We start from the raw sequence: 15,835 nt of genomic DNA on the forward strand, positions 1-15,835 counted from the left end.
TCTCAATCTCTTAAAAGTCAACAGGTAATTTAGATATTTTTAAAACTTATCAATCAAACCAAAAATCCAACCACTAAAGCCAAATCCTTGTTTATCAACAAGTTTTTATCTGCATCACCGCCGATGGATGTGCATTCTACAGCATTCTCATCCCTTTGCAACACCCTTTCCTAATTTTTATTATCAAGTGAACGTTTTTAGATCAAATTTACATTTCTTCTTATATTTTGTTAGTGAATTTGCTTTAATAAAGGGTGAATAATTAAATCGTATTCCTTTTACATAGCTATTGCGTTGAGTGACGCAATCACTTTATGACAGTATTTCGCTCAAAGCGATTAAGGATTTATATGCATTACTCCAATTTTATCTTGCTTGGGTTATTAACTGCTGGGGCATGTTCATCCGTATTTGCTCAGAATGAATTGACAGATGCAACAAGCTCAGCAATAAAATCAACGGCATCTCCAACAGCGACAACTCAAAAACAGACAACAATTCAAGCCATCAAAGATTTAAAACATTTAACTAAAGATGATTTAAAAGTAAATGCAAATGCAGCCCAACCTGATGAGGTAAAAGATCCTTTACAAGGCCTGAACCGCAAAATCTTTATTTTTAACGATACTCTAGATCGTAATTTACTCAAACCTGTGGCTATACAATACGCTGCTAAAGTTCCAGAACCTGTTCGTAGTCCTTATCGCCAATTTAGAAAAAATTTAGGCGAACCTTGGAATGCTGTGAATCAAATCATTCAAGGCAAACCTAGCCGTGCAGCAAAAACTTTAGGTCGCTTTACGATCAACACGTTAACAACTTTAGGTTTCGCTGACCCTGCCCGCCGCCTTGGTCTTCAGACTGAAGAAGAAAGTTTTGGTGTAACACTAGGCTATTATGGTGTCCCTTCTGGTCCTTATGTCATGTTGCCTTTTTTTGGACCAAGTACTTTCCGTGATGGTGCTGGCTTAGCAGCTGATAGTTTTGGTCGCCCACAAAAATATTTGCTTGATGATCAAGACGGTATTTATTGGTCAACTAATGTCCTCCAAGTTATTGATACACGCTCACAGCTTTTAGAACTTGAAGAAACGCTTAGAGGCGATAAATATTCAATGATTCGTGATTTTTATTTACAACGTAAAGCTTTCCAAATCGCAGAGAAACGCGGTGATGTAAATGATATTTCCTTCGTTAATGGCGAAGATGATTTTGAGGAAGACACTTCACTTGATAGTGATGCTGAATAATTGATTAATATATTGTCTTACAAACTTCAGTGTTACTATGTCATTTCGACTATAGTAACACTATGTTTTAGGTCATCTTTCATCTATGATGAATTAAAAAATGATCACCCAAAGGATTGACTATTCGTCTATGTATTTCATCCAACCTACGCGCTCAATACCTTACTTAGATCAGGCTTTAACAGAGTTACCCACTCTACAGACCATTCAAGTTCATGATTTGGATTTATACGATCAAACGATTATTGCAATTGCAGATGTACAAGATTTTTTAAAATATCAGTGGAAACTACCGACCATTGTTCTTGCTTTTGAGCATGAAGGCGCTGCCCTTGCTCAAGCTTGGGAAATGGGGGCTTTGGCTGGCTGGATGTGGGACAGTCTGCCTAAAAATCCGAAACATGCTTTATTTAAAATTGATGCCCAATACAAACGTAATCAAGATAGCCGAGATTTGCCTTCAGCAGCAGAATTACAAAAGCGCTTATTGCCCAACCCAATCGAACTTCCAAATTATCAATTTGAATCATTTTTCCAGCCCTCTGCCTATTTATCAGGGGATTGGTATGATTATTGGCGTTTAAATGATGAAGAAGTCTTATTTTATCTTGCTGATGTGTCTGGGCATGGTGTGACGAGTAGCTTATTGACTTCTTGGATGGCGGCCTTCCATGGTCGTTCAAAGACACCAAGCCAACTGATTAAAAAGCTGAATGCTATGTTGGTGCAAGAGAATATTGAAAAACATATTACCATGGTGGCGGGTATTCTAAACTTGGTTACCCATGAGGTTCGTTGGTCTAGTGCGGGACACTACCCACCTCCGATTATTTTCGAACCTAATCAACCTCCCCAAATTTTAACCACCAGTAGTTTCCCTTTAGGTCTTACTGAGGAACTAGAAGTAGAAGAACATCATTGCATACTCAGCCCTCAGGCACGGTTTATTTTATGTTCAGATGGTGCCTTAGAACCCTATGATGGCAGACTCAATGATCAGTTCAATCAATTGGTTGAGCACCTTCAAAACAATGCTTTCAAAGCTCCTGAACACGTCGCTGACGATATTGCAATCCTAAGTCTTTGTCGATTGAATTAATTTTAAAATCAACATTTTAACTAAGTCACAGCATCCAAGTACTTGTGTCTAGAATATCACTATGGGATAATTTTATATCCTTTCTCTGAAAATGGCATTTATATGTCAACAGGTCATGTTGAATATGCAAGTTTGAACGGAACGCATATTTTCAAGCTTATTGGCGAAGTGCGTGCTCACTCTTGTATAAGTCTAGACAAACTACTCAACCGAATTGAACAGCAGCAAAATGTTGTTGGTGCAATCGTTGACTTAACCCAAACTACATTTATTGACAGTACTGTTTTAGGCATACTGGCAAAGTTAGGTTTAAAACTTAAGCAAGCTCACAACATACAGGCTGTCATGCTTTCAACTAATCCAGATATTACGACCTTGGCCAACAGTATGGGCTTAGGGCAAGTATTTGTGATTTTGAATTATTGTGGTGATCCAAACGTATGCACTTTGGAGCTTACAGAAGAACATGTCACGCACAGTGCCATGTTAAACACTGTGCTTGATGCACACAAAACTCTGATGCGTTTAAATGAAAACAACCAAAATATGTTTGAACCACTGGTTAAACAGCTGCAAAAAGAACAAGATTGCTTGAGTAACGACGATCATAAGCAAAATGCTTAATCGTTAAATTAAATATTTCGGCTTGCTTATGACCTTACTTTCCGTTGCACAAATGAACTCCCAAGATGACATTGAAGCAAATTTCTCTGTCATCGAATCTTTGATTCAACAAAGTAAGGATCAAGCTGCTGAGCTGATCGTTTTTCCTGAAAACTTTGTTTGTTTTGCTGCGGGTAAACAACGCCAGACTGCAGAACAATTTGAAAGTATTCAAAAGCGTTTAGAAGATTTGGCACATCGCCATCAGATCTGGATTATTGCAGGTACTTTGCCTTGTCCTTATCGTCCTGACGGTTCAATCATTTCCGATGGTCGTGTTCGCACCGTAAGTTTATGTATTAGCCCAGAAGGTACCGAAGCCCGATACGACAAGATACACTTGTTTGATGTTCAAGTCGGTGATGCTATCGGCGGCTATCAAGAGTCAAAGTTCTTTGAACCTGGCGATGAAGTGGTGATTGCTAAAACTCCTTTCGGCAACATTGGTCTCATGGTCTGCTATGATCTTCGCTTTCCTGAGCTAGCTTTAACGTTGCGACAGCAAGGCGCTAATATTTTAACTGCACCTGCGGCGTTTACTTACACTACAGGTCAGTTGCATTGGCAACTACTCCTTCAAGCACGTGCGATGGATAGTCAATGTTATGTTCTAGGTGCCGCACAACAAGGTTGGCATGGTCAACAACGTCAAACATGGGGTCATTCAGGCATTACCGATAGCCGTGGACAACTCCTGCAAATGCTAAACACTGAAGGGCACGCTTTAATCACCAGTGCAATTGATCTCGTTGAGCAAAATACTGTTCGCCTCTCAATGCCATTAATGCAACACCGTCGATTATTAACGTATTAGTTATTTATTCAAAAATGTGATACGCAAAATTTAAAAACTTTAATCTGACTGAACTGGTCAAGTTTCAGCTATATGTTAGGATTAAAATCGTGATTTAATACAAATGATTATATGACATAGAATCAAAGCAAAAATTGTTCTTTGTCTTAGATGCTACTCACGACCACTTTTTATTTTAAGCTTTTATTCATGTTTAGATTGATTGCAGTATTTTTATTTCTTGGGGCTACTACTCAGCTACATGCAACATCATTAGATGAAAATACACACGAGACAACAACTGCATCCAGTCAGTCGATGACCCCACAAAATTTATCTTTAAATGCATTTGGTCAGTGGGTTATTGGCTGGGGTACAGGCCCAGAAGGTGCGAGACAGCGTCTAGATTATATTCAGCGCGAAGATGTGGTCATTATTAAACAAAAAGGTACCACACTAGAAATGATCCGTGCTTGGCAACAATACTACGAAAAAGAAGTCCAGAATAATACCAACAACCCAACGGCGCGTTATCGTGCTCGCCTTATGAAAAAAATTGCAGAACTATGGTAGTTGTTCTTTAAATCTCCTTTTGACTATTCTCATAAATTTCAGCTCTTATGCTTTTACGTTAACGACTGAGAAAAAGAGGTTAAAAGATCAATTACAACCTTTAAATATCAAACACCACTTATTTACACTCAAAAATTCGTCACTCATTAGATTCAAAATAGTGAAATGAAGTACCTACATCTATGCGTATAATAGCAACAATGCTTACAAATACTCATCTTCCCGCAACAATCATAAGTACCTAAAATGGTAATTTCTACAACGTTTACTCACTTGTATTTTATTTTTGGTCACGTACGATCAAATACATTGAATAATATTTAGGAATAAGAATTATGTCTCTTGAAAAAGTTGTTTATCGTGCAAAAGCAAAAGCGACTGGTGGTCGTGATGGGCGTGCCACATCTTCTGATGGCATATTGGATGTCAAACTAGGTGTTCCTAAAGAAATGGGTGGCGCTGGTGGTGAAGTAACCAATCCAGAGCAACTTTTTGCTGCTGGTTATTCAGCGTGTTTCTTAGGTGCTATGAAGTTTGTCGCAAACCGCGATAAATTAAAAATTACTCCAGATGCTTATGTCGAGGGTGAAGTTGGAATTGGTCCCATTCCAGATGGTTTTGGAATCGAAGTTACATTGAATGTGTATCTAGTTGGCTTAGAACAGGCTGAGGCTGAACAACTTGTCCAAGCAGCGCATATCGTATGCCCTTATTCAAATGCGACACGTAATAATATTGATGTGAATTTTAATATCGTAACCGCTTAAGCACATGAATAAAAAACAGCATGATATTTCATGCTGTTTTTTGATAACTCTCCCTAAAAGCTACTCTTCCGCAGCTTCATTGGTAACACGTAAAACTTCCTCTAAGGTCGTCTTGCCTGCTAAAACCTTTAACAAGCCATCATCACGAATAGATGCAGCTTGTCGACGCGCATAATTTTCCAACTCGTACTCAGCAGCATTACCATGAATCAAACGACGCATTGACTCATCGACAGGAACAATTTCATAAATCGCGGTTCGTCCACTAAAACCAACATGTGAACATTTGTCACATCCATGTGGTTCTGGCAGCTCCATGTGTTCATCTACTTTTAAATGCTGAAAGACCTGTCGCTCAAAAGCATCTGCTTTACGCCAAGTCACGCAATGTGGACACAAGGTACGAACAAGACGCTGTGCGATCACACCAATCAATGAGCTTGCTAGCAAGAATGGTTCAATGCCCATATCTTTTAACCGTGTTACCGCACCAATTGCGGTATTGGTATGTAGCGTTGACAACACCAAGTGACCAGTTAAAGAGGCTTGCACTGCAATCTCAGCAGTTTCTAAGTCACGAATCTCCCCCACCATCACCACATCAGGATCTTGACGCAACATGGCTTTAAGCGCACGCGCAAAGGTCATATCCACCTTGGTATTTACTTGTGTTTGTCCAATGCCTTCCAATTGATATTCGATTGGATCTTCTGCTGTCAGGATATTACGAGTATTGTCATTCAAGTCAGATAAGGCTGCATATAAGGTGGTTGTTTTTCCCGAACCAGTGGGCCCCGTCACCAAAATAATGCCATGAGGTCGATGCACTAACTGAGTCAAGCGTTCATAATCATTTTGCATCAAGCCTAAATGGGTCATATTTAAACGCCCAGCCTGCTTATCCAGCAAACGCATCACCACACGCTCACCATGCGATGATGGCAAAGTAGAAACACGCACATCCACTTCCCGTCCAGCAAGCCTTAATGAAATACGACCATCTTGCGGAATACGTTTTTCAGCGATATCCAACTTTGCCATGACTTTGATACGCGAGACCAATAGCGGTGCCAATTCACGGCGTGGCTGCACGATTTCTCGAAGTTGGCCATCAACACGTAAACGAACTGAAAGCTTTTTCTCGAAAGCCTCAATATGAATATCGGACGCACTGACTCGAATGGCTTCGGACAATAATGCATTGATCAATCTGACAATTGGTGCATCATCCTCTTGATCCATCAAGTCTTCGGCCTCAGGCACTTGATCAGCAAGGCTCAATAAATCAGGATGATCTTCCAAGCCTGCCGCAACTTGCTGCGACTCACCTGTATCCCCTGCAAAGCTCGAGCTCAGCAAGGCATGAAATTCTTGATCGGTACACAACTGGTCATGCCCCGATTTCCCCAAAATTCGTCGTGCTTCCTGCAAAGCAATTCGCGCAGTATCCTTACGTCGCACAATAAAAACTTGATCACCTTCGTAACGGAACAAAACACCATGACGTTTGGCAAAACTATAAGGAATTTGTATTTGTTTAAGTATTTGCATCACACAAATAATGATAAGAGAAAGTATTGAGTGTACTCTAAGCAGATTACAGCGTGAAGTCTGTTTAGCATACTCACAAAGGAATTTTGCATCTTGTCTCAAAATAATCAATACGAAACTCCACATTCAAACAGTTTGAAGTGGTGGGGCGAACAAAAATTCGATATTCAACAAGCCAAAGCTTGGCAATTCGGTTCATTGCTCTTCCGCCTTACCCGTGGAATCAAAGAATGGCGTTTAGAATATCATCGCCCTCAATCTCAGCATGACTATGAGCAGCAATGGCAAGCGTTGCTAGATACAGAGTTTGCGATGCCGCACCCTGCAAAAATTGAACGCTATATGTTTCACAAAACCAATGATAGCTTTCATTTAATGCCGCGCTTAGCAGATCGATCTGTGGTAATTAAACCCGTCGATCCGATTTATATTCCTGCGGGTCAGCGTGGCACACTCTATATCAGCACGCCCTTATGGATCGCGGGCTTGGTAGACGGTTTAACAGAACCGTTATTCGATATCCCCGTGATTCAGCCTAAAGACACATGGTTTGGTAAAAGTCCCCAACATGGTGAAGTCTGTTATGCCACCTCAGTTGATGGTCGTACCGATCTCAATTTATTACCCCCTCGTGCCTTTCGAGCAGTTACACCGATTGAGTTCCACAACACCAGCCATCATCAATTACGTTTTGATCGAATGAATGTACCCGTTCCAGCCCTGCCGCTCTTCTTTAGTGAAGGCACTGGAAGATTATGGACCTCAAAAATTAAGGTTTATTATGATGGTGCAGAGTTAGTACGTATTCGAATTGAAAATCGAACGCCACATCAGGCGGGTGAAGTCACGTATATTCATCCACCTCGTTCACCTAATAGTACTTTTTTAAATATGTTTGATTCATTCTTTTAAGAGGTTGCTATGCCAGATACTAATATTCCAAAAGATGTTGCTAGTAACCTCACTAATATTTTCACCAATATCAACTTTGAACGACTCAGTGAAATCGCGGTTGCGATTATTTTGTGTTTTATCGGTTTTGTGATTGCACGACTGGTCTCAAATGCCTTTATCCGTACGATTGGTAGCCGTTTCAATGCGCACCAACGTTTACTTTGGCGTAGAGGTATTTTCTACTTTATTTTTCTGTTATTCATTATGACCAGTTTGAGAGAAGCTGGCTTTAAACTCAGTGTATTCTTAGGTGCAGCGGGTATCTTAACTGTAGCTTTGGGTTTTGCTTCTCAAACCTCTGCCACCAACTTGATTAGCGGTCTATTTTTGATTGGTGAAGGTTCATTTGAAGTGGGTGATACCATTCAAATCACGCTCATTCGTGGACAGACCATTGAAGGTGAAGTCATCTCAATCGACCTTTTATCCGTCAAACTTCTGACTTTGGATAACGTCTACATCCGACTCCCCAATGAACAGCTGATTCGAACCCCAGTGATGAACTTATCGAAGTATCCGTTACGTAGGATTCCCATCACTTTGGCGATTAATTTCCATGAAGATATTATTAAAGTCAGACAAGTCCTGTTGGAAGTTGCTACAAAATATCCGCTGGTTATGGATGATCCTAAACCCGCAGTCGCTGTCACTGCATTTAGAGAATCAACCATCGAACTTTTATTTTCAGTATGGTGTCGCCAGGAAAATGCATTGAAAGTACGTGATGAAATGCAAGAACGGGTTCGTAATGGCTTTTTGGAAAATTCAATCGAGATTCCAGTACCTAAAATGGGCTTAATTGACCGACCTCAACCTTTAGAAAATGATGAGATCGATCAATACGCGAATCAAAAAGCACTCAAAAAAGAGCCGAAAGAGAGCTGATCAGTTCTCTTTTCGATTCTCCTCAAACGTAGGTGGCAATGGGGCTAAATAAGCAATCACCAACATAATTGCCCCTGAACCAATAAATGATATGACTCGCGTCAATGTACCACTTTGTGAAAGGTCCAGTAATAACAACTTAGCAACCACGATTCCCAATAATGCCGCTCCCACAAACCAAATCTGACGAATATGACGGCGACTAGAAAAAGTCATCAAAATAAATGCCAAAATAACCCAAAGCAACGTTAAGCTTAATTGCACATCACCATTCGACCAAATCTCCACACTCCATAATGGAGTATTGAAATAATGATGCATTGCTCGCACCACCACACTACTCAAGACCAATAATCCCATCAAAATCGTCGAGACTTTGAAGCTCCATTCAATTGAACGTTCGGTACTGAAATCATGGTGATAAATAATCCATATCAGACCAGCAAACATGGACAACGAGAGAATATCGGTAAAGTTTAAAAGTGGGAGAAAGTAGTATTGCTCTGCAGAATAAGGATCTAAACTAACCAACAACAACCAAAACAGGGTTAAGCACCAAACAGGTAGTTGGTGAAGTAAGTGCATCCGTTTTGAGCTAAACGACCACAGACCATAGAGAAGTGGAACAATTGCAAGTGCGATAATCGGCATCACTGGAAATAAGGCTAAACCAACAATAGCTAGACTTAACCACACCAAGGTTGACCAAATATCTGTAAACATTTTGGAATCAGAAAACTTGAGACGAAGTAACAACAGGCTAAGTAGTACTGCTGCCACTGCAAAAGTGGTCTGACTTAAAGCACTTGGCCAATGCCATACTGCATATACATTGGCAGCAAAACTCGCGCCATAAAGTAGAACCAATAAACCAGCCAATAAGATCAACTGAATCCGATCCCAACGGACTCGTTTTTTATAGTCAACAAGTAAGCTGTAAAGTGCAAGTAATCCTGTAGCGATGGCTAAATATGGACTCAAACCATGTTGTTGCCATTGCATAAACTCTACACCTGCAATAGCCCCCGCATACATCCCCAAAATAACAAATATGCCACTGAGCATACGCGCACTGAAGTACTTCTCTACTTCTTGATAATGCAGTAAATAAAATGCTGAAATAAATTGAGCCAATGCATAAATCACAGTACTCAAAATTGGAAACTGCTCAGTTGACCACACTTGAAAAATTAATGCCACTGAACTTAACAGCACCAAGATGACACCAATATAACGGCTAAGACGATAGCGTTCCGTCACGCCCCAAACAATTAAAGCAGTCCCTTGGATTACCCACCCCGTTGAAGTCCAATGGGCGCCTTTGGCTAAAGGGAAAATCAGCGCCAAAAACACCACGGCGAGAATAAAAAAACTTTTTGCCAAAATTGAAAGCTGTGGATATTGGCGCTTAATCCAGATATTTAAGCCCAGATAAATCAAGGCAAGGGCAACAGCACCCCAAGTCAATGCTTGGGTCGAGTTATGCATTAGATAAGCATGTAAAGAAAAACCCAATACCGGCACACTAAAAATCAACCCAATATCTAAAATCGGCTGCAAACCTTGTATTTCAGACTTTGAATCAATGGACTGATTTTGTGCACGCAACATCAACTGACTATAACGAACACTCAGCCAAATAAATAACGCAATATGCAGCCAGAGAATAATATCAAGGGTATTAAATTGTTGTCGATCAGCATAAATACCAATCACAGCACCTCCGATTAACATCGTGGCAAAAAAAGCAATTTGATGCAGAATTTTCCAAGGCTGAATAAAATTAACAGCGGCAACAGCAAGGTTAATAAGGAAATAATAAGAAAATAAAAAAATTACATCTGGATGTTGTTGTGGAATCACCAACGGTGCCAAATAAGCCATGGTCAATGCCAATAATGCCAAATACAAAGCTCGTTGTTTCAAACTGAGATAAACAGTAAGCGATAGCAGGACAACAAATAAAATACTTGCGCTTGTTAGGCTCGCAATCACACTAAAATGATGAGAGAAAATCAAAGTCAGAAAAACAATCGCTAACCCCACACCTTGTAAAGCCACTGCAAATAACTGATTTTTCTTTTGTAATGCATATCCTACAAATATCGTTATACCTCCAGCACTGGCAATAAAACCAAGCTTAGCACCCAAACTTAACTGCCAATGTTCACTTGCAAATCGGAGCAATAATATAACCCCAACCATGAGTACAGCCACGGCTACACGTAAAATAGGATTGCCATGCATCATCCAATCCGCTGCAGGTTGCCACCAAACTGGTTGTTTGAATTGTTCTGAACGCGTTTCATCGATAGAAGATTGCAAAGCTTGATGATGAACTGGTTGCTGATCACCAGCACGCATCCATGCAGGTTGTTGTGTTTGTGGTTCCGACGCGGATAATGTAGGTTGTGGGAATGGCTCTTGGATCAAGGAGTCTTGAGCTTGAGGTAGTACAGGCGTCTTCGTAAGAGTTTCCGTTTTAGATTGGACCTGATGATATTGCTCTAAATGTAAAAGTCGCGTTTGAAATGCACTTATGGTTTGAATCAGACGCAGGATGAGTACCAATAGCGCCCCCCCAGCCAACCACATCCACGTATTTGCATAAGCAAAAAGTGCAATCAGTGAAGCACTATATATAACGATTCGTTGAACAGTAATACTCGCCGTTTGGACGAAATAACTGGGTGCAGCCTGTTCCAATTGGCGTAAACGCTGATGAATCTCAGAAAGAATGTGCACAATAACGACAGTTAAACCAATTGCTGCTGCAACAATTGTTGCTTGCCACTGAAAAGTAACAGCGCAACCCAACAAAACAGTCAAAGCAATTAGAACAATAATAATTCCCTGTTTATCTTTTTTATACATAGGCTTAGATCAATAATGACAAATTTATTAAATCTATCTTACTGGATCACTGGATAAGCAGCTATTTTTACATACAAAATTCTGCAATTTTTAAACGACACTACCCGCCGCCTGATCACACCACAACAGGGACAACCCAGACTTTTTCACGTAAAATACCCGTCAGTTCATAATAAGGATTTGCACAATGCCACCTTTTGTCTTGGTTGACGGGTCTTATTTTTTATTTCGTGCTTTTCACGCTTTACCGCCACTAACCACATCTACTGGCTTACATACCAATGCAATACGTGGTGCAATTTCTGCGATTCAAAAACTTATGCGTCGTACTCAACCGACGCATATGGCCGTTATTTTCGATACACCAGAACCCACCTTTCGCCATGAATTGTCGCCAATTTATAAAGGTGATCGCCCAAGCATGCCAGAGGAATTGTCCCAACAAATTCCTTATTTACATGCATTGATCAAAGCACTCGGCATTCCCCTCTACAGCCTTCCTGGTGCTGAGGCAGACGATATCATAGGCACCCTTACTAAACGCGCTATACAAGAAGGTCATCATGTACTCATCTCCACAGGTGATAAGGATATGGCACAACTTGTCAATCCACATGTAAAACTTGAAGATAGTTTCAAAGAGCGTGTGCTTGATGAAGCAGGCGTTTTAGAAAAGTTCGGTGTACATCCACATCAAATTATTGATTATCTTACGTTGATGGGTGATGCATCTGATGGCATCATGGGTGTTCCAGGTGTAGGCGCCAAAACAGCAGCGAAATTACTCACTGAATATGGTTCACTCGACAACATCATTGCCAATGTAGATCAGCTCAAAGGCAAAATTAGCCAAAATATTAAAGATAATTTAGACAATATCAAAATTGATCATCAACTTGCGAGTATTGTGTGTGATCTTGATTTAGCCTTGGATTGGCATGATCTTAAACTCAGCAATCCAAATGTGAATCATCTACGCGAACTCTACACCGAGTTAGAATTCCGTAACCAGTTGCAATCATTAGATCATCCAAACAATCCCAATACACCAGCATACCAACAAACGTCTCAAAGTATTGTTAAATCAGAACAAAAGACGGAGCAAGTGATTACAGAAGATCATGCCAACCTCTCTAGTCAAGATGATCAATTGGGTGAAGCGACTTATCATACGGTGCTCACGCAAGCTGATTGGGAGGCATTGTTGCAACGTATGCAACAAGCGGATCATTTTGCGATTGATACTGAAACCACGAATCTAGATTATCGTTTTGCAGAACTTGTTGGATTCTCGGTCGCATTTGATGCCGATGATGCTTATTACGTTCCCGTTGCACATGATTATGAAGGTGCGCCTGAACAGCTCAATCGTAAATATGTTCTGGAACAAATCAAACCGATTCTCGAAAATGACCAAGTGAAGAAAATCGGACATCACTTAAAATATGATGCCCACATCTTTGCCAATCATGGTATTACAATCCAAGGTTGGTATTTCGATACGATGCTTGCTTCTTATGTATTAAATGCAGCAGCGACACGACATGGTATGGATGATGTAGCACGTGTTTATCTCAGCCACTTAACGACAACTTTTGAGCAAATTGCAGGTAAAGGCGCGAAGCAAAAAACCTTTAACCAGATTGAACTCGAAGTTGCAGCACACTATGCCGCTGAAGATGCTCATGTAACTTACCGTCTATATGAAGTCTTATCCGCTAAACTTAAACACCATCCTGAACTTGTCAATATCCTGCATAACATCGAAATGCCAGTTGCCCGTGTATTGACAGGTATGGAAGAAGATGGGATTAAGCTTGACCATGCTTTCCTAGATCAACTCAGCGTTAAATTCTCTGAAACTATGCAGACTTTAGAGAATCAAGCCACCGAATTAGCGGGTGAAGCATTTAACATTGCCTCACCCAAACAAGTCGGTGAAGTGCTATTTGATCGCTTGGGTCTCAAAGGTGGTAAAAAAACGGCCACGGGGCAATACAGCACCAGTGAAAGTATTCTGGAAAAAATCGAGCATCCTTTAGCAGAAGTAATTTTAGAACATCGGGGTTTAGCCAAACTTAAAAACACCTATACAGATCGCTTGGTTGAACAGTCGCATGATGCCACACATCGTGTACATACCAGCTACCATCAAGCTTTAACAGCAACTGGACGCTTATCTTCAACCGATCCGAATCTACAAAATATTCCAATTCGTACACCGATTGGTCGTCAAATCCGTAGAGCCTTTATTGCGCCTGAAGGTCGCATTTTATTGGCAGCCGATTATTCACAAATTGAACTTCGTCTTATGGCGCATTTTTCCCAAGATGATGCGCTGGTCCATGCGTTCCAACAAGGTCAGGATGTGCATCGTCGTACTGCTGCTGAAGTGCTTGGTATTGATATTGAAGATGTTACTAATGACCAACGCCGTCAAGCGAAAGCCGTCAATTTCGGTTTACTTTATGGGATGTCTGAGTTTGGTTTAACCCGCCAATTAGGGTTTACACGAGAAGAATCTCGTAGCTATATTGCGCGTTATTTCCAACGTTATCCAGGTGTCTTGGATTATATGGAGCGCACCCGCCAAATTGCACGCGAGCAAGGTTTTGTTGAAACTATTTTAGGTCGTCGTCTGTATACACCTGATATCTTGGCAAGCAATAAAATGATCAAACAGGCTGCTGAACGTGCTGCGATTAATGCACCACTACAAGGCAGTGCGGCCGATATCATTAAACTTGCCATGATTGCAGTTGATAAAGTTCTACCAAAAGACCAAGCAAAACTTTTACTTCAAGTACATGATGAATTGGTATTTGAAGCAGATGTGGCCGTGGCAGATGAACTGTCAAAACAAATTGCAGAGGTGATGCAATCTGTCTTAGATATCTCGGTTCCTTTCGTGGTTGAAGTGGGTCAAGGTCAAAACTGGGATGCTGCCCACTAATCCTTTAAAATAAAAAAGAGATGCTCAGCATCTCTTTTTTATTTACTATGTTTTTTAAATCAAACTTAGATAATCGCTCTAAGCATGGTTTCTGCAACAAATAATACCAAGAATGCAAGAATCGGCGATAAATCAATCATCCCCATATTCGGCATTACTTTACGGAATGGTGCAAGAATTGGCTCAACCAGTTCCTGAATAACTTCAATATATGGTGATCTGAATTGTGAAAGCATCATGATCCAGCTACAAATAATGAAAGCAAAAATCATATATTTAAGTAAGGTCACCAAAGACAATAACATTTCTTTAATCGTCGAAACGATAAAGTAAATACTACTCCCCGTGCCAATACCTGATAAATGCTTTTCTCCCCACATTTTCAAGAAATAAAGCAAAACCACCAAAATTAATGCTGCTAAATTTACTCGCCCTTTGCCAACGGTTGGGAAAATACGACCAAATATATCTACAATCTTTGTTGCTTTCGCAGTGGAAAGCACCACAGGATTATAAGGACTGACTGCCGCCAATTGCATTAAAAAACGGAAAAAGACCAATAAAATTGCAACATTGATCAAAACACCAAAAATTAGCGCAGAACTTGCACCCATAATTGTCTTATCCTACTTAAACCGATTTAGTCTTGTCACTCAACTCTTGCGCTAGCTCTTGGCTACGCTTTTGAGCTGCTGCAAGTGCTGCTTGAATATTCTGTGAAATCTGGGCACGATCAAACACCTCTAATGCTGCCTGCGTCGTACCATTGGGAGAAGTCACATTTTTACGTAACTCTGCTGGAGAATTAGAGCTGGTTATTGCCATTTGCGCTGCGCCCAAGGCAGTCTGCAAAGTCAATGCAGTTGCAACTTTTTCATCCAAACCTAGATTTTTGCCGGCACGTATCATACTTTCCATTAAATAGAAAAAGTAAGCTGGACCAGAACCGGATACCGCTGTCACCGCATCTATTTGCGCTTCATTATCCACCCAAATCGTCAGACCAGTCGCCGCTAAAATTTGACTGGTTAATTCACGGTCTTGAGTCCCGACTGCTGCTGGAGCATAAATCCCATGCGCGCCCGTTTGAACCAAGGCTGGTGTATTTGGCATCACACGAACAATACGTTGACTGCCACCAATTAAGTCTGAAATCGTTTGAATCTCTGCACCAGCAATAATTGAGATCACAAGTTTATCGGACAGTAAGCCTTTTAATGGTTGTAATACCGTTGCCAACACTTGGGGCTTCACAGCAAGCACAACCACATCCGCATCTCTAATCGCTTCAACATTATCTGTGGTGGTTTGAATGCCTTTTTCTTCTAATATTTGACGAATCTGCTCCACAGGATCTGAAACTGTAATGCGTGTTACGGGTAAACCGCGTGAAAGTAGCCCCCCAATCAAGGCCTGCGCCATGTTACCGCCGCCAATAAAACAGATATTTTGATTCAATGAAGTCGCCATGTC

13 protein-coding genes are annotated in these 15,835 nt (G+C 40.7%); 9 read left to right on the plus strand and 4 right to left on the minus strand.

The features are described from left to right. Positions 1 to 350: 350 nt before the first annotated feature. The 6 genes from DK207_RS06065 to DK207_RS06090 all read left to right on the plus strand — a co-directional run bounded on the left by DK207_RS06065 (position 351) and on the right by DK207_RS06090 (position 5,145). Complete coding sequence (locus DK207_RS06065; RefSeq protein WP_109440399.1) at positions 351 to 1,250, plus strand: VacJ family lipoprotein; 900 nt, start codon at positions 351 to 353, stop codon at positions 1,248 to 1,250. A 130-nt stretch (positions 1,251 to 1,380) separates the two neighbouring features. Then, positions 1,381 to 2,349 (plus strand): RsbU family protein phosphatase GigA, encoded by a 969-nt coding sequence (gene gigA / locus DK207_RS06070; protein ID WP_109440400.1) that lies wholly within the window; start codon positions 1,381 to 1,383, stop codon positions 2,347 to 2,349. 102 nt (positions 2,350 to 2,451) lie between these two features. Further along, positions 2,452 to 2,973, plus strand: coding sequence for an anti-anti-sigma factor GigB (gene gigB, locus DK207_RS06075; protein WP_004637990.1), 522 nt, complete (start codon positions 2,452 to 2,454; stop codon positions 2,971 to 2,973). A gap of 28 nt (positions 2,974 to 3,001) precedes the next feature. Further along, positions 3,002 to 3,826, plus strand: coding sequence for a carbon-nitrogen hydrolase family protein (locus DK207_RS06080; protein ID WP_109440401.1), 825 nt, complete (start codon positions 3,002 to 3,004; stop codon positions 3,824 to 3,826). 189 nt (positions 3,827 to 4,015) lie between these two features. Beyond that, positions 4,016 to 4,378 carry a DUF4951 domain-containing protein gene (locus DK207_RS06085; RefSeq protein WP_109440402.1) on the plus strand — a complete coding sequence of 121 codons (363 nt, stop codon included), beginning with the start codon at positions 4,016 to 4,018 and terminating at the stop codon, positions 4,376 to 4,378. A 335-nt stretch (positions 4,379 to 4,713) separates the two neighbouring features. Then, positions 4,714 to 5,145 carry an organic hydroperoxide resistance protein gene (locus DK207_RS06090; protein ID WP_109440403.1) on the plus strand — a complete coding sequence of 144 codons (432 nt, stop codon included), beginning with the start codon at positions 4,714 to 4,716 and terminating at the stop codon, positions 5,143 to 5,145. Between the two features lie 60 nt (positions 5,146 to 5,205). Here the strand turns inward: DK207_RS06090 and gspE are convergent, their stop codons facing one another. Beyond that, a complete protein-coding gene (gene gspE / locus DK207_RS06095; RefSeq protein ID WP_109440404.1) occupies positions 5,206 to 6,696 on the minus strand; it encodes a type II secretion system ATPase GspE in 1,491 nt (496 codons plus the stop codon). Between the two features lie 93 nt (positions 6,697 to 6,789). Between gspE and DK207_RS06100 the strand changes: the two genes are divergently transcribed. Together DK207_RS06100 and DK207_RS06105 are read left to right on the plus strand one after the other, a co-directional pair. Continuing rightward, on the plus strand, positions 6,790 to 7,608 hold the full coding sequence (locus DK207_RS06100; protein WP_109440405.1) for a hypothetical protein: 819 nt from the start codon (positions 6,790 to 6,792) through the stop codon (positions 7,606 to 7,608). Between the two features lie 9 nt (positions 7,609 to 7,617). After that, a complete protein-coding gene (locus DK207_RS06105) occupies positions 7,618 to 8,535 on the plus strand; it encodes a mechanosensitive ion channel family protein (RefSeq protein WP_109440406.1) in 918 nt (305 codons plus the stop codon). On the opposite strand, the gene DK207_RS06110 is transcribed toward DK207_RS06105, so the two are convergent. Next, complete coding sequence (locus DK207_RS06110; RefSeq protein ID WP_109440407.1) at positions 8,536 to 11,409, minus strand: DUF2339 domain-containing protein; 2,874 nt, start codon at positions 11,407 to 11,409, stop codon at positions 8,536 to 8,538. Between the two features lie 187 nt (positions 11,410 to 11,596). On the opposite strand from DK207_RS06110, the gene polA reads away from it, so the two are divergent. Next, positions 11,597 to 14,362 (plus strand): DNA polymerase I, encoded by a 2,766-nt coding sequence (gene polA / locus DK207_RS06115; protein WP_109440408.1) that lies wholly within the window; start codon positions 11,597 to 11,599, stop codon positions 14,360 to 14,362. A gap of 65 nt (positions 14,363 to 14,427) precedes the next feature. On the opposite strand, the gene DK207_RS06120 is transcribed toward polA, so the two are convergent. Together DK207_RS06120 and proC are read right to left on the minus strand one after the other, a co-directional pair. Beyond that, entirely contained in the window at positions 14,428 to 14,976 is a 549-nt protein-coding gene (locus DK207_RS06120; RefSeq protein WP_100833273.1) for a YggT family protein, read from the minus strand. A gap of 16 nt (positions 14,977 to 14,992) precedes the next feature. Then, a complete protein-coding gene (gene proC, locus DK207_RS06125) occupies positions 14,993 to 15,832 on the minus strand; it encodes a pyrroline-5-carboxylate reductase (protein WP_109440409.1) in 840 nt (279 codons plus the stop codon). Between the last annotated feature and the right edge of the window lie 3 nt (positions 15,833 to 15,835).

Source organism: Acinetobacter haemolyticus (genome assembly GCF_900406815.1).
GTDB lineage: Bacteria > Pseudomonadota > Gammaproteobacteria > Pseudomonadales > Moraxellaceae > Acinetobacter > Acinetobacter haemolyticus_A.

Bases quoted from the DNA above. Each gene is read 5' to 3' on its own strand.
- DK207_RS06065 (WP_109440399.1), top strand. From the start codon at position 351: ATGCATTACTCCAATTTTATCTTGCTTGGGTTATTAACTGCTGGGGCA.
- gigA (WP_109440400.1), top strand. From the start codon at position 1,381: ATGTATTTCATCCAACCTACGCGCTCAATACCTTACTTAGATCAGGCT.
- gigB (WP_004637990.1), top strand. From the start codon at position 2,452: ATGTCAACAGGTCATGTTGAATATGCAAGTTTGAACGGAACGCATATT.
- DK207_RS06080 (WP_109440401.1), top strand. From the start codon at position 3,002: ATGACCTTACTTTCCGTTGCACAAATGAACTCCCAAGATGACATTGAA.
- DK207_RS06085 (WP_109440402.1), top strand. From the start codon at position 4,016: ATGTTTAGATTGATTGCAGTATTTTTATTTCTTGGGGCTACTACTCAG.
- DK207_RS06090 (WP_109440403.1), top strand. From the start codon at position 4,714: ATGTCTCTTGAAAAAGTTGTTTATCGTGCAAAAGCAAAAGCGACTGGT.
- gspE (WP_109440404.1), bottom strand. From the start codon at position 6,696: ATGCAAATACTTAAACAAATACAAATTCCTTATAGTTTTGCCAAACGT.
- DK207_RS06105 (WP_109440406.1), top strand. From the start codon at position 7,618: ATGCCAGATACTAATATTCCAAAAGATGTTGCTAGTAACCTCACTAAT.
- DK207_RS06110 (WP_109440407.1), bottom strand. From the start codon at position 11,409: ATGTATAAAAAAGATAAACAGGGAATTATTATTGTTCTAATTGCTTTG.
- polA (WP_109440408.1), top strand. From the start codon at position 11,597: ATGCCACCTTTTGTCTTGGTTGACGGGTCTTATTTTTTATTTCGTGCT.
- DK207_RS06120 (WP_100833273.1), bottom strand. From the start codon at position 14,976: ATGGGTGCAAGTTCTGCGCTAATTTTTGGTGTTTTGATCAATGTTGCA.
- proC (WP_109440409.1), bottom strand. From the start codon at position 15,832: ATGGCGACTTCATTGAATCAAAATATCTGTTTTATTGGCGGCGGTAAC.